The sequence below is a fragment of the Sedimentitalea sp. genome (assembly GCF_039973035.1).
Classification (GTDB): domain Bacteria; phylum Pseudomonadota; class Alphaproteobacteria; order Rhodobacterales; family Rhodobacteraceae; genus Sedimentitalea.
The window spans coordinates 110,907-130,916 of sequence record NZ_JBDWLR010000060.1 but is presented as its reverse complement, the minus strand read 5'-3'; the positions used below and the strand labels follow the sequence as shown (position 1 = coordinate 130,916).

Sequence of the window (20,010 nt, the reverse complement as noted above, 5' to 3'; positions counted from 1 at the left end):
TGGATTGAGCAGGACGGGGTCGCGTGACCAATCGCAAACTGGATAGGATCAGCGGAGCGATCTTCGCAGCCCTTGGCATCTTGGTTGCCTATGGTGCATGGATCATGCCCCGGTTCGAGGATCGCGGTGCGTCGATGTTTGAGGCACCGGGCCTGACGCCGGGATTGCTGGGGGTGTTCCTGACCCTTTGCGGGCTTGCTCTGGCGCTGCGCACCGCCGATCCCGAAGACGACGAAACCGGGTACTGGGACGCGATAGCGGGCAATCCGAGCAACCGCCGCCGCTGTTTTGCCGCCCTTGTTCTGACCCTGGGCTATGGCGCCGGCCTTTTCGGACAGTTGCCATTTATTCCGGCAACATCGATCTTTCTGTTCCTGTTCATTATCGTCTTCGAATTGTTGCTGCCACCATCGCAGACCGATACGCGCAAACCGGCATGGCAGGTCCTGACCATCGCAGCGGTCATTGCCATCGCGTTCAGCGCCGCAACTAACTGGTTCTTTGTAGAGATTTTTCTGGTGCAATTGCCATGAGCGCGTCGTGACCAATCTGTCCTATCTGGCTGATGCCTTTCTGTCCGCACTGTCGCTGCAGTATATCTTTATCACACTCTGGGCGACGCTTCTGGGTGTGGTCATCGGCATGATGCCCGGCCTTACAGCGACCATGGGGCTGGCGCTGTTGACGACGTTGACGTTTCAGATGGAGAGCGGCCCGGCCATCACCGCTCTGCTGGGCATGTATGTCGGTTCAATTTATGGCGGCAGCCGCACAGCGATCATCCTCAACATGCCGGGTACACCGGCCAGTGCGGCGACGACATTGGATGGTCACCCCCTTGCCCGGCAATCGCGTGCAAGCGAGGCCTTGGGGCTGGCGACCATCGGTTCGATGGTCGGCACCCTATTGGGAGTTCTGCTGCTTGCCATGACGGCGCCGGTTCTGGCCAGCTATGCGCTGAAATTCGGATCCTACGAATATTTCTGGCTGGCTCTCTGTGGGGTCGTCATTTCCGGGCGGCTGACAGCAGCAACGGATCCACTGAAGGGGTGGATTGCGGGTTGTCTCGGCCTGATCATCGCCATGATCGGGCAGGAACAGGTTTTTGCCTATGCGCGATATTCTTTTGGTGTCCGCGATCTGACGGGGGGTATCAGCCTGATCCCCGCCATGGTTGGTGCCTTTGGCTTTGTCGAGATCCTGTCAAACATCTCCAATCGCGCGACGCCGGAATTGTCCGAAGCCAAGGGCCGTGTTCTGCCCGGCCTGAAAGACATGAAACGGTATTCACCGACCATGGCGAGATCCGGTATCGCCGGGACGCTGATGGGCCTGATACCCGGTGTCGGCGAAGATATCGGCGCGTGGGTGTCTTATGCCATCGCCAAACGATTCAGCCGCGAAAAACACCTGTTCGGCAAAGGGTCCAAGGATGGATTGCTGGCCGCCGAGACCGGTAATTCCGCCGCCGTACCCGGAGCGATCATTCCGGTTCTGACACTGGGCATTCCCGGCTCGGCTCCTTCCGCTGTCTTGCTGGCTGCGATCATCATCCATGGGGTCAGACCGGGCCCGCTGATCATGATACAAAGCCCGGAAGTGGTTTACGGCGTCGTGGCGGCGATTGTCTTTTCGGCGCTGGCAATCACGCTCTACGGTGTTCTGTTGACCAAGCCCTTGCTCTTGGTTTTGCGAATTCCGCGGGAACGTCTGTTGCCCGCAATCTTTGTCCTCTGTGTCGTCGGGTCCTTTGCCATCGCGGCGAGACCGTTTGACGTCTGGGTCATGCTGGTCTTTGGCGTTGTCGGGCTGGTGATGAAACAGATGGATTACCCAATGGCGCCTTTGGTGCTGGGGCTGGTCCTTGGTGATATCCTGGACAAGAGCCTGCGGCGCGGGCTGATCCTCTCCGAGGGGTCACTTGAACCGTTCTTCCTGCGCCCGGTCAGCGGAGCACTGGCGATCGCAACCCTTGTCGTGGTACTGGCGATGCTGGTGCCGCTCGCGATCAGACTCTGGCGGCAAATCGGACGATGAGTGCCTGTGATCAATCGAGGCCGTGGACGGCCGGTTGTTCAGGATTTGTAAGCCGCATCCCTGTGTCTGCCCGGCTGTGTCAGGCGATACAATCAGCGACGGAAATGCACCAGTGTCACGCGTTGCCATCGGCCCCGGTAAAAGCCATCGCCTCGTCATAGTCAGCAGCCAGACGCATCTCGCGCAGGGGTTTCACGCGCCGGATGGATTCGGCGTACAGATCGTGGGCCTTGTACGCGGCCAGCGCATCGTCGTCAGCGAATTCTCCGTAGACGACCACATCGACCTCTTTGCTCTTCGGGTCGGACTTGCGGTTGAGCGCGATTTCGAGCCGCTCTGAATGGGGGATCCGGGTCAGGATTTGCAGCCCCTCGCGAACGGAATCGATGTTGCCGTCGTGAGAGACGGTAAAGAGGACGATGTGGCGGATCATGGGAATTTTCCGGTCCTTGGGGATGGCCCGCGCATGTTACAGACCGCGCGGCCGCCATCAACCGCCAGAGTGTCGCGCTAAAGTATTCTGCCTCGGCAGCCGCAACCCTATGCCCCGCTGATCCACGCGTATTTTAGAGGTAGTTGGTCGGGATTGCGGTTGTGAACTTAAGTTCTTCCATTGCCATCATCGAATTGACCTGACTGAATTCGAGGCGCTGAATCATCTGTTTGTAAACGGCATCATATGACGACATGTCGGGAACAATGACCTTCAGGATATAGTCCACCGTCCCGGTGAGGCGATAGGCCTCGACCACCTCCGGGATCTCGTCGATCAGATCGCGGAACTGGTTGAGCCATTCGATTTCGTGCCTCGATGTGCTGACCCCGATAAAGACGGTCAGCGGCACCTTGGCGCGGGCCTGATCGACAAGAGCCACGCGTTTCTTGATGACGCCCGCCTCTTCCATCCGCTTGATGCGACGCCAGCATGGATTGGCAGACAGGCCAACCGTTTCGGAAATCGCCTGAACCGGGGTTTCGCTGTCTTCTTGCAGAATGTTAAGGATCTGCCTGTCGATATCGTCGAACGTGATGCTTTCGATGGGTTTCGATCCGGTCTTACGAGGGCGGGGTTCGGTCATGCGGTGACGAACTCCACCAAGACACCGGCAGCGTATTCGGGGCCGACGGCCAACCCGGCTGACGTCTCAACGGGTTCGATCCCCGCAGCTTCCAAACAGGCTTGGACCGCCGCCAGATCGCGCACCTTGATCCGCAAGGCGGTAAACGCACCTCGTGTGGTTCCTGCCAGGTCGAGACCCTCATAATACGCCCCCAGCTGATCCGCAGTTGCGAGGATCAGCGGCGCGGAATTGGGTCCGGTATGAACGATGCTCAGACCGTCGCGCATGCTGACAGAGCCTTCGGCCCATAACCGTGCAAAGCGCGGAGCCTCCTGTTCGGGCGACTTTGACAGCGCCAGAATTGCGCCCAGACCGCAGGCGGTGTTCGCATGGGTCAATAGCTCTGGCACCCAGACCGTATCGCGGCTCCTGTGCTCGCACATGAATACCGTGCCGCGCGGCGTTTCTTCCGGCGTGAAGGCAACAGTTGAAAAGGATGCAACACCCTCGCTGCCGTCCGGCAGGTCAACCGGGCGCGAAAAGCTGCCCAGCATCTTGGTCGCGATCCCGATTTCCTCAAGTGCAGCGGCGGCGGCATCAGCCGTATCGATCCGGCAGGCGATTGCATGAAGCCCCTGCCCCTTGGCCGCAAGCACCTCGCGGCGCGGCGCATTCAACTCGGTTGGCGTCAGTATCCCCAGCAGTTCAAAGTAATCATCGGGGAACATGATCGTATAATTGGCGGTCCCCCTGATTGCGGAATGAGTGCCGCGCGGCGACAGGGTAAAGCCAAGCGCCTCGTATTGCGCGGCGGCGGCAGCGAGATCGTCAACCAAAGCGAAACAGTGATCAACGCCTTTGACCGGATGGGACATGAATATTCCTTTGATATCTGTAGAAGTCAGCGACGCACGGGCGCCAGAACGATCTCGGGCAACGAGATCCCCGGCTGAATCTGTGCAACGAAAAGCGCGGTTTTTGCCATGTCTTCGGGCTGTATCATCCCCGCCATCGTGCTGGCGTCAAAGCCGGGACGTTTGGCCAGCAGGGGCGTGGCGACCTCTGCCGGGCACAGGGCGGTTGATCTGATACCGTTTCTGCCTTCTTGGTCATTCAGGCTCAGCGAGATGTCTGACAGCGCATGTTTGGATGCGCCATAGACGACGCCCCCGACCGATGAATGAAATCGGCCTGCCCAGCTTGAAGTATGAATCATCACCCCATCCTGCTGGTCCCGCATGATTGGCAGGCAGGCACCGATCACGTTCAGCGCGCCGGTGACATTGACATCGATCACGTGGTCCCAACTCTCCCAGTCCAACTCGGCCCAGGTTCTTTTGGGAATGTTGAGGCCGGCATTGTTGCAGAGCACATCCACGCTGCCACCCCACTCCGCGACCTCGCGTGCGGCGTTTGCCATCCCGGCACGGTCAGTGACATCGCCGGACAGGATCAGTGCGGCGTCCGGATCGGGCAGCGTGCTGACGACTTCGGAAAGTGATGATCGGTTGCGGCCAGTCATGGCGACGCGATACCCTGCTTCTGCAAATGCCAGCGCCATCGCGGCTCCAATTCCGGAGCCGGCCCCAGTGATCCATACGGTTTTCGGCATGTGTGAAATCCCTGCCAGTTTTCAATATAAGCGATGCTAACACCAACATTTGGCCAAAGTGTAGATATTTTTTCCAATGCCTGCAGAAAATTTGGTTTTTCTGTTGACGTTTGCGTTGTCGTTGCGTCAGGCTGCAGTCGATCGGTCAGAGGCACCATTGCCCGGCCCAAAAATAAACGAATGCGACCAACTAGGAGAACTAGGAATATGTCAGTCACATTTAAGAAAGCGGGGCTGCTGCTTGGCGCGGTCGGGGCGTTGAGCTCTGTTGCCTTTGCCGTCGCCGCCCAGGACGAGGTGCAAAAGGGTGGTACCGCAGTCGTTCACATGATTTCGGAACAACGTACCCTCAACCCTGCCCTGCGGGCCTCGACCGGCGTTTACAATATTTCCGGCAAGATCATCGAGCCGCTGATCGACAAGAGCTATGATGGATACGAGCCGGTTCTTGCGACTGAATGGTCCGGGTCTGAGGACGGCAAGCAAATCACCGTCAAACTGCGCGAAGGCGTGAAATGGCATGATGGCGAGGATTTTGCCTGTGACGACGTGGCCTTTTCGGCCATTGAAATGTGGAAGAAGTTGCTGAACTACTCATCGGCGCTGCAGGCCAATCTAGAGAGCGTCGACTGCCCCGATCCGCATACTGCGGTGTTCAACTATTCCAAGCCGATGCCGCTCGAGCTGTTCGTTGCGGCGATGCCTGATCTTGGTCATCCGGTGCCAAAGCACCTGTACGAAGGCACCGACATTCTCAAGAACAAGTACAACACGGCCCCCGTCGGGACCGGCCCGTTCAAATTCGTTGAATACGAGCGTGGCCAGTATGTGATGGCGGTCAAGAACGAAGACTACTGGCGCGAGGGCTATCCTTATCTTGACCGGATCGTCTGGCGATTCATCAAGGACAAATCTGCCGCCGCCGCCGCGCTTGAGGCCGGCGAAGTGCATGAATCCGGCTTTATCGGTGTGTCGATGGCCGATATCGAACGTCTGAGCGAAGATGACCGCTTTGACGTGGGTACCCAAGGCTATGAAAACAACGTCGCCCACTCGACCGTGGAATTCAACCACCGCAACCCGATCATGGCTGATCTCAAGGTTCGTCAGGCGATGTATCACGGTCTGGATATCGACTATGCGATCAACACGATCATGCGCGGCTTTGCCAAGCCGGGACGCGGTCCGGTGCCAAGCGCCGGCGGTCTGAACTATACCGACGACGTGCCGACCTATGCCTATGATCCGGAGCTGGCCAAACAGATGCTGGACGAGGCCGGATACCCGGTGCAAGACGACGGTTTCCGGTTCAAACTGCGTCACCGCCCTGCTCCTTGGGGTGAGTATACACAGCTTTGGGCTGAATATTTTGCGCAGGCGATGAAGGAAATCGACATCGACGTCGAGCTTCAGACCAATGATGCGCCGGGCTTTCTCACCGGTGTCTATCGCGACCATGACTTTGACACGGCGAACGGCTGGCATCAGTTCCGGTCGGACCCGGCGGTCTCGACGATGGTCTGGCTGCGGTCAGGCCAGCCCAACGGCACGCCCTGGACAAACCAGTTCGGCTGGCAGAGTGACGAGATCGACCAGATGATCGACGATGCGGCATCCGAATTGGACGTCGAAAAGCGCGCCGAGATGTATCACGAGATTCAGGCCCGCTCGATGGCCGAGTTGCCGGTGATCTTTGCGATTGAACATCCGTTCATCTCAGTCACGTCGAAAAAACTCAGGAACCACCACAATACGCCTCGGTGGAACTCGTCCAGCTGGTACGACCTCTGGCTCGAACAGTAATCTGCTGACCGGGCGGGCGCGGTTTCCTGCGCCCGCCCCGCAGTGTCTTTCAATGCTCTCAGGACCACGAAACGCCATATGCCCCCAATCCTGATTTACGCCTTGCGTCGTCTGCTTCAGGCCGTTCCGGTGGTGATCCTGATCATGATCGGCACCTTTCTGCTGCTCAAGCTGGCGCCGGGTGATACCGTTGACGCCTTGGTGGGCGACATGGGCGGGGCCGACGCCGCCTTTATCGAGCGACTGCGCGTCGAATACGGCTTGGATCAACCGGTCTGGGTCCAGCTCTGGCGCTATATGGTTAAGCTTGCGTCATTCGATTTTGGCTGGTCGTTTGTTTATGAACAGCCGGTCTCCACGGTCCTGATGGACCGTCTTGGCACGACCTTGCTACTCATGGCGACCTCGCTGAGTATCGCCTTTACCCTCGGGATATTTCTCGGCGCAATCGCGGCGCGTCGCGCCTATTCGCTGACCGACAACCTGATTTCGGTACTGGGTCTGGTGTTCTACGCAACGCCATCCTTCTTTCTGTCGCTGATGTTGATGTTGGTGTTTTCGGTCAAGCTGGGCTGGTTGCCCGTGGGCGGGGTCACGACGATCGCCGCCTTTTATACCGGCTGGGATCACGTCTGGGATGTCGCGCGGCATCTGATCATGCCGACGGCGGCCCTGTCGTTGATCTACTTGGCTTTTTACCTGCGGCTCATGCGGGCCTCGGTCATCGAAGTGGCCGAACTGGATTATGTCCGCACCGCGCGCGCCAAGGGCGCAAAAGAGTCCCGGCTGATGATCCATCACATCATGCGCAATGCGCTCTTGCCGGTGGTGACCTTGCTCGGGTTGCAGTTTTCCACCGTTCTGGGCGGCTCTATCGTGGTGGAAACAATATTCACCCTGCCGGGGCTGGGGCAGCTTGCCTACCAATCCGTCGTACAGCGCGACATGAATACGCTGATGGGGATCATCTTTTTGTGTTCCATCATCGTGGTTGTCGTCAATTTTCTCACCGACCTGCTCTATGCACGTCTCGATAGCCGGATCGAACTGGTTTGACGCTCGCCGACACGCAAATCGCCCCGCCGGAACCCCCGCGCTATGTCATGTTCTGGCGGCGTTACCGTCGCAATCGCGCGGCCCTGCTCGGATTGTTCCTGTTCGCAATCGTTGTCCTTATGGCGCTGACTGCAGGGCTGGTCGATCCCGGCGATCCGTTGCGCCGGGCAGGCGATCCGCTGACCTTTCCATTCGTCAATTGGGACACGCCGCTTGGGACGGATCAATTGGGTCGGGATGTGCTGTCTGGCGTGTTCTACGGTGCGCGCATTTCCCTGATGATCGGGGTGGTTGCCACCTTGGTTGCCATCACCATCGGCGTCGTGATCGGTGCTTTGTCCGGATTTTTCGGGGGCTGGGTTGATGACGTTCTGATGCGCATCACCGAGGCGTTCCAGACCATTCCCAACTTTGTGTTGCTGTTGGCACTCGTGGCGATCATGGGGTCCAAGATCGAATGGATCACGCTCGCCATCGGCATCGTCAGTTGGACAGCACCTGCCCGCATGGTGCGCGCCGAATTCATGTCGCTCAGGAACCGCGAATTTGTCGATGCGGCGCGAAACCTTGGCGTGTCCAATACCGCGATCATCTTTCGCGAGATCCTACCAAACGCGATGCCGCCGATCGTGGTTTATGCCTCGGTCATCATGGCGCTGTCGATCCTGATGGAAAGTGCCCTGGCCTTTCTGTCGCTGGGTGATCCGAACTATGCGAGCTGGGGCAACATGATTGGCCAAGGGCGCGCAGTGCTGCGGACAGCCCCCTATTGCGCGGTCATTCCCGGCATCGCGATCATCCTGACCGTACTGTCATTCTCGCTTTTGGGCGAAGGTCTGAACGATGCGCTCAATCCGAGGCAAAAGAACAAATGAACGCGCCGACCCCCATCCTCGAACTGAACAATCTGGAAATCTCGCTGCCCAAAGGTGCAGACCGCCCGCTCGCGCTTGAAAGTCTGGATCTGACCATCGCGCCGGGTGAAATCGTCTGCCTAGTCGGTGAAAGCGGATCGGGCAAGTCATTGTGCGCCGGAGCCATCATGGGGCTGCTGCCGGAACCGCATGTGCGTGTGACCGGCGGTGCCATCCGGTTCATGGGCGAAGAATTGCGTGGAAAATCCGAGGCTGCGATGCGCAAGCTGCGCGGGGCCGATATCGCTATGATTTTTCAGGAACCGATGACGGCGCTGAACCCGCAGAAAACCGTTGGCTGGCAGCTGGACGAAGTTCTGCGCCTGCACACCGGGATGAGCAGGGCCGAACGCAAGGCGCGCGCCATCGAGATGCTGAACCGTGTCCACATTCCCGACCCGGACTCGGCCTACAACGCCTACCCGCATCAGGTTTCTGGTGGCCAGCGTCAACGGGTGATGATCGCCATGGCGCTTGTCATGTCGCCAAAACTGATCATCGCGGACGAGCCCACGACCGCGCTGGATGTGACAACCCAGTTGCAAATCCTCAAACTGCTTCGCGCGCTACAGAAGGATGAGGGCGCTGGAGTTCTGTTCATCACCCACGACTTTGGTGTGGTGGCCGAGATTGCAGACCGGGTCGCGGTTCTGTGCAAGGGTGAACTGGTCGAAACCGGCACCACTGACGAGGTGTTGAACCATCCCCAGCATCCCTATACCCGCGCCTTGATTGCGGCGGTTCCGGCTCTGACGCCACCACCGGTCAAACCGGTCACCGCCGCACCAGTTGTGCTGAAGGGGACAGGGTTGAAAAAGACGTTTTCCGCGCGCGGTGGACTGCTCAGCGGCAAGCGCAAGGCGGTGACGGCGGTCAAGGACCTGACCTTTCAACTGCACGAGGGCGAAACGCTTGGCGTTGTGGGCGAAAGCGGCTCGGGTAAGACCACGGTGTCGCGAATTGTTACCCGGTTGCTGGAGTGCGATCAGGGCAGTGTCGAACTGGGCGGCAAGGACCTGCTTGCGTGCACGCCTAAGGAAATGCGCGCGATGCGCAAGCATATCCAGATGGTGTTTCAGGATCCGATGGCCTCGCTCAACCCGCGCAAGCGGGTGGTCGATCTGATCGCCCAAGGGCCAATCGTACATGGTGCAGACCCTGCCGCGGCGCGCGAGAATGCCAAGAAGCTGCTGGAACTTGTCGAGCTGTCGCCGGCAGCAGCGAACCGCTTTCCTCACGAGTTTTCGGGCGGTCAGCGGCAGCGGATCGGTATCGCGCGTGCATTGGCATTGGAGCCCAAGGTGATCGTGGCGGACGAACCGGTTTCTGCGCTGGACGTGTCTGTGCAGGCGCAGGTACTGAAACTGCTGGCCGATCTGCGCGAACGCCTGAACCTGTCGCTGCTGTTCGTGACCCACGATCTGCGGGTTGCCGCCCAGCTGTGCGACCGGATCATCGTCATGCAAAAAGGTGAAATCGTCGAAAGTGGTCAAACCGCCGAGGTCTTTGCCAATCCCCAGCATCCCTATACGCAAAACCTCTTGTCCTCCATTCCGGGCCGCCATTGGACGCCGCCCTCACTGCAAACGGATGCTGCATGATGGCTGTTGAATTTCCAAACTCACTTTGGGCGGCGACGGCACCCGACCGGGCGTTGTCGGCAAAACTTGTGGGTGTTGAGGAAACTGATGTCGCGGTGATCGGCGCAGGTTTTACGGGTCTCTCTGCCGCAATCGAGGCACGACGCCGTGGCCGTTCAGTCACTGTATTAGAGGGCAAGGCCGTTGGATGGGGTGCTTCTGGGCGCAACAATGGTCAGGTCATCCCGATCCTCACCTCGGCTGAACCGGATGCTTGGGTTGCCCGATACGGCGATGCCGGTCAGCGCATGGTCAACCTGATTGGCAATTCGGCGGATGTCTTATTTGATCTCGTGGGCGAATTTGACATGCAGGCCGAGGCGGAACAGACTGGTTGGTTCCAGCCCGCGCACAGTCCGGGACGGATCAAGCTGGCGCAAAAACGGATTGAGGCGTGGCAGCGGTTCGGCTTTCCGGCTGAACTCAAAGACGCCGCCGAATGTGCTGATCTGCTTGGGTCCGATTTCTGGCATGGCGGGATGTACAACCCGACTGGCGGGCACATCAATCCGCTGGCTTTGGCACGCGAAATGGCGAGGGCCGCAGAACAATTGGGCGCAATCATCCACGAAGACAGCCCTGCCACCGCGTATGAGCGGGTGGGCAATGAATGGATCATCACGACGCCTGACGGCATTTTGAAGGCGCGTGCGCTGATCCTGGCAAGCAACGCCTATACGGGCGAACTTGCCCCGGGTCTCGCGCCCCGGATCGCCCAGTCGGTCGTGCCGGTTCTCAGTTGGCAGATGGCGACAGAACCAGTGGGTGACAACTTGCGCAGAAAGCTCCTGCCGGGTCGGCAGGCGGTTTCTGATACGCGCGGCGACCTGCGGTTTTTTCGCTATGATGCGCGCAATCGCCTGATTACTGGCGGTGCGGTGATCGGAGCATTTGATGTTGCGAACCGGGTGCGGCGCAAGGCAGCGCGCAACCTTGCAGAGGCGTTCCCGGATCTTGGGATGCCAGACATGACCCACGTCTGGTCAGGCTATATCGGGATGAACTGGGACCGTTTTCCGCGGGTTCACAAGCTTGGCCCCGACGGGTGGGCGTGGATCGGCTGCAACGGACGTGGTGTGGCGCTTGGCACGTCGTTGGGTCGCGAACTGGCGCGGGCTGCGACCGGCCAACCCGAGCAGGAACTGGCGCTGCCGGTGACTGAACCGACTCCCTTCCCCATGCACGGCATCGTCCGGCGCGTCGCCCCGACCTATCTGGCCTGGATGAAACGACAGGACCACAAGGAATTGAACCTATGACCGAGGAGACACCCATGGCAGAGGCCAAAGGCATGGACCTGAACGATATTCCTATCCTGCTGCGCCGCAGGATCGAAGCGATGATCCTGAAGCATGTGCTTGATGTAATCACCGAACGCTCGGGCCGCGAAGAAGCCGAGGCGGTGATCGGCGAAACCTGTTCCAAATCGGCAATCGAACAAGGAAAGATGCTGGCCGAGGATCTGGGCCGTGCGCCGGACCTCACCGATTTTGCCGCGATCCAGCCGAATTGGACCCGCGAGGATGCGCTTCGGATCGAGAATATCGAAATGTCCGAGGAAAAGATGGATTTCAACGTCGTGAAGTGCCGATACGCCGAGATGTACCGGGACATGGGGTTGGGCGATATCGGGCATCTCTTGTCCTGTAACCGCGATGGCGATTTCTGCATCGGCTATAACCCAGAGATCGAAATGACCCGGACCCAGACGATCATGAAAGGCGCGAGCCATTGCGACTTTCGCTACCGCATGAAGAAGGAGGCCTGAATGGCTGTCGAAAACTGGGTCGCCAAACAGCTTGAGGACCTGACAGAGTTCCGCCGCGACCTGCACATGAACCCCGAACTGCTGTATGATGTAGACCGCACAGCCGCCAAGGTGGCCGAGGCCCTGCGGGCCGCTGGCGTTGACGAGGTACACGAGGGCATCGGGCGCACCGGCGTTGTGGGCGTCATCCGGGGGCAAAGCAACACATCGGGCCGCTGTATCGGGCTGCGCTCGGACATGGATGCGCTGCCGATTATCGAAGAAACCGGCAGGCCGTGGGCGTCGCAAGTGCCGGGCAAGATGCATGCCTGTGGTCATGACGGCCATACCGCGATGTTGCTGGGGGCGGCGCGCCACCTTGCCGATAGCCGCGCCTTTGACGGTACGGTGATCGTGATTTTCCAGCCTGCCGAAGAAGGCGGCGCAGGGGCCCGGGCGATGATCGAAGACGGGCTGTTTACCCGCTGGCACTGCAACGAAGTCTATTCGATGCACAATCGCCCGGACCTGCCAGTCGGCCAGTTCACCATCAATTCGGGCGCGATCATGGGTTCGGTCGATGAGGTCAAAATCACCATCACCGGTCGTGGCGGCCATGCGGCGCGGCCAGATCAGACGATCGATCCGCTGCCAATTGCCGCTGCGCTTTTGCAGGCGGTGCAATCCATCACGTCGCGCAACCTTGACCCGGTTGATGCGGCGGTGATTTCGCTATGCACCATTTCTGCCGGCAATGCCTTCAACGTCATTCCGCAAGATCTGGTGATGACCGGCACGGTGCGAACCTTGCGCGAGGAAACCCGCGACATGATAGAAGAGCGGCTGACAGCGATGGTCGCCAATATCGCCGCCGGGTTCGGGGCGTCGGGAGAACTCGACTATATCCGCCACTATCCGGTGACGGTGAACCACGAGCGGGAAACCGGGCTGGCCGCCCGTGCGGCGCAGGAGGTGGCAGGCATCGAGAATGTACATCTGGACATGCCGCAGACATTGGGCGGCGAGGATTTCTCGTTCATGCTCAACGAAGTGCCCGGCGCACTTATCAATGTTGGCAACGGGCCGTCGGCGGGGCTGCATCACCCGGAGTATGATTTCAACGACGAGGTCATTGCCTGGGGTGGGTCCTACTGGACCACGCTTGTACGTCAGAGATTGCCCTTGTGACAACCCGCATGCCGGTTGTGGAAGATACGGATCAAGATCGGAGGTAACTCCTCCGACCCTTCAAATCCATCGACCGGAATTCGCCAGACATTGTTGCGGAACTCAGGTCATAGACTGAGCTTCCATCGCCTTGTTCAAACAGGGACTGACCGCGACCTCGTTATGGAACGTACCGCAGTCCCCGGCCAATGAGCTTCCGAAGAACGGGCACCTGAGACATCACGTCGCTGTAAACGGGGTTGTAGCGATCAGTCGGTCTGTATACTGCGGTATACAAACAAAGCGTTCCAAGTCTTTTTGGTCCATCTGGCCGGATTGGTGTTCGCATTTCAGTACAATTCTGCGCCTAGGAGAAACCCCATGGACCTCTATACCGAATACCGCACCGAGATTGAAACGCGCAAAGAGCAGGGATTGAACCCCAAGCCGATTGATGACGCGGCGCTGACTGGCGAAATCATCTCGATCATTCGTGCTACCGATCACCCCCATCGGGATGAGGCGCTGAATTTCTTTATCTACAATACCTTGCCCGGCACGACCAGCGCGGCAGGTGTCAAAGCTAAGTTTCTCAAGGAAATCGTGCTGGGCGAAGCGCAGGTTGACGAGATTTCAGCCACCTTTGCCCTTGAGCTGTTGTCGCACATGAAAGGCGGACCTTCGGTTGAGGTTTTGCTCGATCTGGCGTTGGGCGATGATGCCGACATCGCCGCTCAAGCCGCCGAGGTTCTGAAGACGCAGGTGTTCCTGTACGAAGCCGACACAGACCGCCTGAAAGCAGCCTTTGATGCAGGCAACGCCGTCGCCAAAGATGTTCTGGAAAGCTATGCGGATGCAGAGTTCTTCACCAAGCTTCCTGATATCGATGAAGAAATCAAAGTCGTCACGTATATCGCCGGCGAAGGTGACATTTCGACCGACCTTTTGTCCCCCGGCAATCAGGCGCATTCCCGCTCTGATCGCGAGTTGCATGGCAAATGCATGATCAGCGAACGCGCACAAAAAGAGATTCAGGCGCTGAAACTGCAGCACCCTGACAAACGCGTAATGCTGATCGCGGAAAAGGGAACCATGGGCGTGGGCTCTTCGCGGATGTCCGGGGTCAACAATGTGGCGCTCTGGACCGGCAAACAGGCCAGCCCATATGTGCCTTTCGTGAACTTTGCGCCAGTTGTCGCTGGCACGAATGGTATTTCTCCGATCTTTCTGACGACAGTTGGCGTGACCGGCGGTATCGGTGTCGATCTCAAGAACTGGGTCAAAAAGCTTGACGAAGACGGCAAGCCGATCCTCAACAACGATGGCAACGCGATCCTTGAACAAAGGTATTCTGTTGAAACCGGTACGGATCTGAAGATCAACACCAAGGAAAAGAAGCTGTACAGCGCGGATGGCGACGAAGAACTGGTCGATATGTCCGACTCCTTTACGCCACAAAAAGTCGAATTCATGAAGGCGGGCGGGTCCTACGCCATCGTCTTTGGCAAAAAACTGCAGACATTTGCCTGTGAAGCGCTTGGTGTAGAGCTGAAATCAGCCTTCGCACCGTCCAAGGAAATCTCGCACGAAGGTCAGGGACTGACGGCGGTTGAAAAAATCTTCAACGCCAACGCGCGCGGAACAACACCCGGCAAAGTGCTGCACGCAGGGTCCGACGTCCGGGTCAAGGTCAACATCGTTGGCTCGCAGGACACCACCGGCCTGATGACGAGTCAGGAACTGGAGGCGATGGCCGCGACCATACTGTCCCCTTCCGTGGATGGGGCGTATCAATCTGGCTGCCATACCGCGTCGGTCTGGGACCTCAAGGCGCAGGCAAACACCCCGCGCTTGATGGCCTTCATGAACAAGTTCGGTCTGGTCACCGCGCGTGATCCCAAGGGCGAATATCATTCGATGACCGACGTCATCCACAAGGTGCTGAACGACATCACCGTGGATGACTGGGCGATCATCATTGGCGGCGACAGCCACACCCGTATGTCCAAAGGCGTGGCCTTTGGCGCAGACTCCGGCACCGTGGCGCTGGCGCTGGCAACCGGCGAAGCCTCGATGCCTATCCCGGAATCAGTCAAGGTGACGTTCAAGGGCAAGATGGCCGACCACATGGATTTCCGGGACGTCGTACATGCCACGCAGGCTCAGATGTTGGCCCAGCATGGCGACAACGTCTTTCAGGGACGGATCATCGAGGTTCACATCGGCACGTTGCTTGCGGATCAGGCGTTCACCTTCACCGACTGGACGGCCGAAATGAAGGCCAAGGCGTCGATCTGTATCTCTGAAGACGAGACGCTGATCGAATCGCTGGAAATCGCTAAATCCCGTATTCAGATCATGATCGACAAAGGGATGGAGCATGAAAACGGCATGCTTCAGAAACTGATCTCAATTGCGGATGCCCGCATTACGCAAATTCGGTCGGGCGAAAAGCCCGCCTTGGCACCCGATGATAACGCAGAGTATTTCGCCGAGGTCGTTGTTGATCTGGATGCCATCGTCGAGCCGATGATCGCCGACCCGGATGTAAAGAATGCTGATATCTCAAAACGTTACACCCATGACACCATCCGCCCGATTTCGCACTATCGCGCAGAAAAAAAGGTCGATCTGGGCTTTGTTGGTTCGTGCATGGTGCACAAGGGTGACGTCAAGATCGTGGCCCAAATGCTGCGGAACCTCGAAGCAAAATACGATAAGGTCGAGTTCAACGCACCTCTGGTCGTCGCCGCGCCAACCTACAACATCATCGACGAGTTGAAGGAAGAAGGCGACTGGGCGGTCCTGCAAAAGTACTCAGGTTTTGAGTTCGACGATTCCGCACCCAAGAGCACGGCCCGTACCGAATACGAAAACATTCTCTATCTCGAACGCCCGGGTTGTAACCTGTGTATGGGAAATCAGGAAAAAGCCGCAAAGGGTGATACGGTTCTGGCCACGTCCACGCGACTGTTCAAAGGCCGCGTTGTCGAGGATGCCGAGGACAAGGCTGGTGAATCGCTGCTCGCCTCCACACCCGTGGTTGTCCTCTCGGCGATCCTTGGCCGCACGCCGACGCTTGAGGAATACAAGACCGCCGTGGAAGGGATTGACCTGACCAAGTTCGCGCCCCCGCTGCAAAGGCCGTTGGCCACCCAGTCGGCGCATTTCTAAACCTTGGTCTCTAGGGGCGGTGTCTTTCAGGTGTTTGCAACTGGCAGGCATCGCCCCGATTTCGACGGCCAACCACTGATCGCGATGCGGGAATTCTGCTCAGATCATTTCGCAGTTTCCACCGCTGCAATAGAATTGCGGGGCAGCGAACACAGTGCAGCACCCTGCCCCCGCAGCTTGATCACGCTCTAAACTCTGCGCGAGGTCCGAACGACACCGTATTGCGCGTAGCCGCGGTAGAGTTGACGAACGTACGATGTGCCGCCAAGGCTGGTCGCGACCTTTCCCAACACGCTTCCCAAATCATTGCGTGGCGTTACGTGAAATTTGTCGAGCCAGCGGTACAGCGCGGTCCCAAACCATTCGGGCAATCCGCTTTGATCTGAAAAGTCCACAACGTGAAGCTCGCCACCCGGTGCAAGATGTGCGCTGGCCCTTTTAAGTGCGCTCTCCCAGTCAGGGATCATCGATATCCCATATGAAATGAAAACGCGGTCAAACTTTGCCCGCCGGAACAATTGCGCGCCATCAAACGTGCAGGCGTCTGCTTGTGCCAGATTTGCCCTATCCTTCAGCTTTTCCCGTGCCGAGGAAAGCATTTCGGCGGAGATATCCAGACCGTAAAAAGCACAATACGGGTACTTTCGGGCCGCCACTTGCAGATTTCGGCCTGTACCGCAGGCAACTTCCAGAACATGCGATCCTTCTTTCGGATCAAGTTCGGAAATCAACCGGTCACGGCCAAACAGGTAGTATTTGCGGGTCAGATCATAGATCAGCCTCTGGCGGCGATATGTCTGATCCATCAGAGCGGCATGTGGAGTCGAGGTGGTATCAAGCATCGCAGTCAGCCCTTAAACCGATACAGATGAAAACCGCCGTAGATGGCCGAGCGGTCCCGCGCCGTGCCCTGCGCCGAGATCTCTGGATCATAGTTCCAGCGATCCAGAATGTCTGACGCCAGCCGATCCGGCAGGATGTCCGCATTGCCCCCGGTGCGGAAAATCACCTTTGCACCCGGCGTCGCCGTGCGGGTGATTTCCGTCCAGAGCGCGTTCAATTGTGCGTCGTTCATCCAATCCTGCGCATCAAGCAGCGCATAGCCTTGCTTGGACCGGCCAGGCTCTTGGGCCAGTTGATCCGTCAACGAACGATTCAGGATCCTGCCCTTTTGAGCATTTTCACGCACGGCTTCAAAGTTGCATTTCTGGAGATAAGGTGGAAGCGACGCGTCCGGAGCCGGATCATAGCCGCGCGCAAAGGCCTGCCAGGCGAAGTAATTGTCGCGGATCGGGAAATCACACATCAACTTGCGAACCCGTTCCCTCAAAACAGGCAGCACGTCGCCGTCGCCATCCGCGGCCAGCTTGTCATACTGGGCAGGTGGAATGCCCAGGCCAAACAAGGCCGCGCGAAAACCGGCGAGTTTCCTGACCAGCCACATGTCGAACAGAGGGGCGATCTTGGTGTCAAAAAAGTTCTGCTGCTCCTCCAGTGTACGGGCAGCCAGCAGCGGAGCGAAACTTACCCGACCAAGCCGGGCCACAACGTGCACAGCCCCCAGAAACCGGCCAAGCAGACCGTGATTATAGAATCCGTGCTGAAAAACCGAAATCCTGCGGCTGAACAGGCACCGGCCATCCCAGAAATCACGCGTTTCCTGATCAAGGCCGGGTAGGATGTAGGTGTCGTAGAGAGCCACATTGCTCGCCAGATCCGCCCGCCCGAAGAATTGATAGAAGGCTCCGTAGTCGGGCAAGCGTCGGACGGCCGCAAGTTTCAGTCGGCCAAGTGCCACGTGGGCCGGCGACAGGTCGACTGCGGTGACAGACGCGGGGCCGGCCATCAGATACGACAGCATGTTGCAACTGCCAGAGGCAATGCACACGAGGTTGTCGTCGGGCGATATGTCGAGCGCTTCCATGTCAACGACCGGGTCCTCCCAGATCTGCGGGTAAACCAATCCCAGAAACAGGCGCGAGAAGAGGCGCTCCAGCCCACTTGTGGCGGCATCGCCTTCTTGCAGAACGGCGGCGTCCAGTTGGACCTGCGCAGAAGAATTCATCGGGTGGGCCCTTTATGCGTTTTCAAGTTTCTTGGATTTGCTGCGGCGCACTCGCCGCGAACGCTGACGTCTGGTTCGGGTCGAGCGTTCCCAATCAATCAGCATCAGGCTGCCATCCTCCCTTTCGACAACGGCTGTGCAGCTTTCCACCCAGTCGCCTGTATTCACATAGGCGATCCCATCTATGTCACGGATCGCTGCACTGTGGATGTGACCGCAAATCACCCCGTCATAGCCACCACGCCGGGCTTCGGATGAAAGCACGTTTTCGTATTCGCTGATGAAATTGACGGCCTGTTTGACTTGATGCTTGGCCCATTTTGACAGTGACCAATACTGGCCGCCCCAAAGATGACGCATCCGGTTCAGCCAAGTGTTCAGCCACAGCATAAACTCATAGGCGCGGTCTCCGAGATGGGCGAGCCATTTGGCATTTGTCACAACTGCATCGAACTGATCGCCATGCGTTACCAGGTATCGTTTGCCATCAAACGCTGTGAAATCAGCGGTGCGAACCACTTCGATACCACCGAAATGCGTACCAAGGTACGAGCGAAGAAACTCGTCGTGATTGCCCGGGATCAGATAGATTTTGGCGCCGTCATGTGCTTTGGCAAGCATCGCCTGAACAACGTCGTTATGGGCTTGCGGCCACAGAAACCCTTTGCGGCGTATTCTCCACGCATCAACGATGTCGCCGACCAGATAATAGCTGTCCGCTTCGTGATTGTTGAGGAAATCCAAGAGCAATTCGGCCTGACACCCGGGGGTGCCCAGATGCGTGTCCGAAAGAAAAATCGTACGGTACTTCAATTTGCTCGCCCGAGGTCACTCACATTGACGTCGGACTATCGCATTGGTTTGACAGATCCGTGACACGACGGAACAGGTGACCCCGGCGATCAGGTCGCGCGGTCAGTCGTCACTTGTTTCAAAGTGTCCCGTTGGCCTCTCAGTCCCGTATGATGGCAACAGGGCGGCACCAACCGGCGCTCGCGGCCTTGATCTTGACCGGAAAGCACTGCACTTCAAAGCCGCTCGCAGGCAGGTCCTCCAGATTGGCCAGCTTTTCCATGTGGCAATAGCCGCGCACCATACCAGCGCGATGGCCTTCCCAGATCAGGCTGGCATCTCCGGTTTCCGCCACGCGTTTCGCTGTGTGGATGAACGGCGCATCCCAGCTCCACGCATCGGTGCCACAGACCCGCATACCCCGTTCGGTCATCCAGCAGGTTGCCTCATGTCCGATGCCGCAGCCGGTTGCAACATAATGCGGCTGCCCATAGGCCGCACCCGCCGCCGTGTTGACCAGAACGATGTCGCCGGGCTGCAGGTCGTGGCCAATCCGGTCAAATTCGGCTTCGACCTCGGCGGCGGTGACGACATGCCCGTCCGGCAGTTGCCGGAAGTCCAGCTTGACCCCGCGCCCGATGCACCAGTCCAGCGGCACCTCGTCGATGGTGATCGCGCGTTGCCCGCCATCCATGGTGGAGTGAAAATGATAGGGCGCGTCCAGATGAGTGCCGTTGTGCGTTGACAGCGTGACCTTTTCCACGGCCCAGCCTTCGCCACCCGGCAGATCCTCGGGCGTCACGCCGGGAAAGAACCCCAAAATTTGCGGCGCCGTGTCGTTATGGGCGAAATACTCGATCTCCGGGTGCAAGCCCGGCGGATCCGCGTATTTGGTGTTTTCCAAAGGGCGTGCCAGATCGATCAGTTTCATAACATTCTCCT

General features: G+C 58.4%; 18 protein-coding genes. 10 read left to right on the top strand and 8 right to left on the bottom strand.

The window, feature by feature from the left end:
• The first annotated feature begins 23 nt into the window (after positions 1-23).
• Both ABJO75_RS15155 and ABJO75_RS15150 read left to right on the top strand, forming a co-directional pair.
• Complete coding sequence (locus ABJO75_RS15155; protein ID WP_348134280.1) at positions 24-533, top strand: tripartite tricarboxylate transporter TctB family protein; 510 nt, start codon at positions 24-26, stop codon at positions 531-533.
• Positions 534-540: 7 nt separating this feature from the next.
• Positions 541-2,037 (top strand): tripartite tricarboxylate transporter permease, encoded by a 1,497-nt coding sequence (locus tag ABJO75_RS15150; RefSeq protein WP_348134278.1) that lies wholly within the window; start codon positions 541-543, stop codon positions 2,035-2,037.
• A 115-nt stretch (positions 2,038-2,152) separates the two neighbouring features.
• Here ABJO75_RS15150 and ABJO75_RS15145 read toward each other — a convergent pair whose 3' ends face one another.
• The 4 genes from ABJO75_RS15145 to ABJO75_RS15130 form a co-directional block, all read right to left on the bottom strand.
• Positions 2,153-2,470, bottom strand: coding sequence for a Dabb family protein (locus tag ABJO75_RS15145; protein WP_348134276.1), 318 nt, complete (start codon positions 2,468-2,470; stop codon positions 2,153-2,155).
• A 133-nt stretch (positions 2,471-2,603) separates the two neighbouring features.
• The gene (locus ABJO75_RS15140) at positions 2,604-3,116 is read right to left on the bottom strand and encodes an Lrp/AsnC family transcriptional regulator (RefSeq protein ID WP_348134274.1); all 513 of its coding nucleotides are present in this window, start codon (positions 3,114-3,116) and stop codon (positions 2,604-2,606) included.
• Complete coding sequence (locus ABJO75_RS15135) at positions 3,113-3,973, bottom strand: VOC family protein (protein ID WP_348134272.1); 861 nt, start codon at positions 3,971-3,973, stop codon at positions 3,113-3,115. The genes ABJO75_RS15140 and ABJO75_RS15135 overlap by 4 nt, the downstream gene beginning before the upstream one ends.
• 26 nt (positions 3,974-3,999) lie before the next feature.
• A complete protein-coding gene (locus tag ABJO75_RS15130) occupies positions 4,000-4,710 on the bottom strand; it encodes an SDR family NAD(P)-dependent oxidoreductase (protein ID WP_348134270.1) in 711 nt (236 codons plus the stop codon).
• 207 nt (positions 4,711-4,917) lie between these two features.
• Between ABJO75_RS15130 and ABJO75_RS15125 the strand changes: the two genes are divergently transcribed.
• From ABJO75_RS15125 to ABJO75_RS15090, 8 genes are all read left to right on the top strand, one after another.
• Positions 4,918-6,513 (top strand): ABC transporter substrate-binding protein, encoded by a 1,596-nt coding sequence (locus ABJO75_RS15125; protein WP_348134268.1) that lies wholly within the window; start codon positions 4,918-4,920, stop codon positions 6,511-6,513.
• A gap of 78 nt (positions 6,514-6,591) precedes the next feature.
• A complete protein-coding gene (locus tag ABJO75_RS15120; RefSeq protein ID WP_348134267.1) occupies positions 6,592-7,569 on the top strand; it encodes an ABC transporter permease in 978 nt (325 codons plus the stop codon).
• Positions 7,566-8,444 carry an ABC transporter permease gene (locus ABJO75_RS15115; RefSeq protein WP_348134265.1) on the top strand — a complete coding sequence of 293 codons (879 nt, stop codon included), beginning with the start codon at positions 7,566-7,568 and terminating at the stop codon, positions 8,442-8,444. Before ABJO75_RS15120 ends, ABJO75_RS15115 begins: the two co-directional genes overlap by 4 nt.
• Positions 8,441-10,084, top strand: coding sequence for an ABC transporter ATP-binding protein (locus ABJO75_RS15110; protein WP_348134263.1), 1,644 nt, complete (start codon positions 8,441-8,443; stop codon positions 10,082-10,084). Before ABJO75_RS15115 ends, ABJO75_RS15110 begins: the two co-directional genes overlap by 4 nt.
• Positions 10,084-11,382 carry an FAD-binding oxidoreductase gene (locus tag ABJO75_RS15105; RefSeq protein WP_348134261.1) on the top strand — a complete coding sequence of 433 codons (1,299 nt, stop codon included), beginning with the start codon at positions 10,084-10,086 and terminating at the stop codon, positions 11,380-11,382. The genes ABJO75_RS15110 and ABJO75_RS15105 overlap by 1 nt, the downstream gene beginning before the upstream one ends.
• The gene (locus tag ABJO75_RS15100) at positions 11,379-11,891 is read left to right on the top strand and encodes an L-2-amino-thiazoline-4-carboxylic acid hydrolase (protein ID WP_348134259.1); all 513 of its coding nucleotides are present in this window, start codon (positions 11,379-11,381) and stop codon (positions 11,889-11,891) included. Before ABJO75_RS15105 ends, ABJO75_RS15100 begins: the two co-directional genes overlap by 4 nt.
• Positions 11,892-13,058: a M20 aminoacylase family protein gene (locus tag ABJO75_RS15095; protein ID WP_348134257.1), complete on the top strand. Its 1,167-nt coding sequence runs from the start codon at positions 11,892-11,894 to the stop codon at positions 13,056-13,058.
• A 360-nt stretch (positions 13,059-13,418) separates the two neighbouring features.
• A complete protein-coding gene (locus tag ABJO75_RS15090; RefSeq protein ID WP_348134256.1) occupies positions 13,419-16,211 on the top strand; it encodes a bifunctional aconitate hydratase 2/2-methylisocitrate dehydratase in 2,793 nt (930 codons plus the stop codon).
• 188 nt (positions 16,212-16,399) lie between these two features.
• Here the strand turns inward: ABJO75_RS15090 and ABJO75_RS15085 are convergent, their stop codons facing one another.
• From ABJO75_RS15085 to ABJO75_RS15070, 4 genes are all read right to left on the bottom strand, one after another.
• Positions 16,400-17,053 (bottom strand): class I SAM-dependent methyltransferase, encoded by a 654-nt coding sequence (locus ABJO75_RS15085; protein WP_348134254.1) that lies wholly within the window; start codon positions 17,051-17,053, stop codon positions 16,400-16,402.
• Positions 17,054-17,058: 5 nt separating this feature from the next.
• Positions 17,059-18,276: a DUF3419 family protein gene (locus ABJO75_RS15080; RefSeq protein ID WP_348134253.1), complete on the bottom strand. Its 1,218-nt coding sequence runs from the start codon at positions 18,274-18,276 to the stop codon at positions 17,059-17,061.
• A 12-nt stretch (positions 18,277-18,288) separates the two neighbouring features.
• A complete protein-coding gene (locus ABJO75_RS15075) occupies positions 18,289-19,089 on the bottom strand; it encodes a UDP-2,3-diacylglucosamine diphosphatase (protein WP_348134252.1) in 801 nt (266 codons plus the stop codon).
• Positions 19,090-19,228: 139 nt separating this feature from the next.
• On the bottom strand, positions 19,229-19,999 hold the full coding sequence (locus ABJO75_RS15070) for a cyclase family protein (RefSeq protein WP_348134250.1): 771 nt from the start codon (positions 19,997-19,999) through the stop codon (positions 19,229-19,231).
• Positions 20,000-20,010: the final 11 nt, after the last annotated feature.

Bases quoted from the DNA above. Each gene is read 5' to 3' on its own strand.
- ABJO75_RS15085 (WP_348134254.1), bottom strand. From the start codon at position 17,053: ATGCTTGATACCACCTCGACTCCACATGCCGCTCTGATGGATCAGACA.
- ABJO75_RS15105 (WP_348134261.1), top strand. From the start codon at position 10,084: ATGGCTGTTGAATTTCCAAACTCACTTTGGGCGGCGACGGCACCCGAC.
- ABJO75_RS15135 (WP_348134272.1), bottom strand. From the start codon at position 3,973: ATGTCCCATCCGGTCAAAGGCGTTGATCACTGTTTCGCTTTGGTTGAC.
- ABJO75_RS15080 (WP_348134253.1), bottom strand. From the start codon at position 18,276: ATGAATTCTTCTGCGCAGGTCCAACTGGACGCCGCCGTTCTGCAAGAA.
- ABJO75_RS15070 (WP_348134250.1), bottom strand. From the start codon at position 19,999: ATGAAACTGATCGATCTGGCACGCCCTTTGGAAAACACCAAATACGCG.
- ABJO75_RS15125 (WP_348134268.1), top strand. From the start codon at position 4,918: ATGTCAGTCACATTTAAGAAAGCGGGGCTGCTGCTTGGCGCGGTCGGG.
- ABJO75_RS15145 (WP_348134276.1), bottom strand. From the start codon at position 2,470: ATGATCCGCCACATCGTCCTCTTTACCGTCTCTCACGACGGCAACATC.
- ABJO75_RS15140 (WP_348134274.1), bottom strand. From the start codon at position 3,116: ATGACCGAACCCCGCCCTCGTAAGACCGGATCGAAACCCATCGAAAGC.
- ABJO75_RS15120 (WP_348134267.1), top strand. From the start codon at position 6,592: ATGCCCCCAATCCTGATTTACGCCTTGCGTCGTCTGCTTCAGGCCGTT.
- ABJO75_RS15130 (WP_348134270.1), bottom strand. From the start codon at position 4,710: ATGCCGAAAACCGTATGGATCACTGGGGCCGGCTCCGGAATTGGAGCC.
- ABJO75_RS15110 (WP_348134263.1), top strand. From the start codon at position 8,441: ATGAACGCGCCGACCCCCATCCTCGAACTGAACAATCTGGAAATCTCG.
- ABJO75_RS15095 (WP_348134257.1), top strand. From the start codon at position 11,892: ATGGCTGTCGAAAACTGGGTCGCCAAACAGCTTGAGGACCTGACAGAG.
- ABJO75_RS15100 (WP_348134259.1), top strand. From the start codon at position 11,379: ATGACCGAGGAGACACCCATGGCAGAGGCCAAAGGCATGGACCTGAAC.
- ABJO75_RS15090 (WP_348134256.1), top strand. From the start codon at position 13,419: ATGGACCTCTATACCGAATACCGCACCGAGATTGAAACGCGCAAAGAG.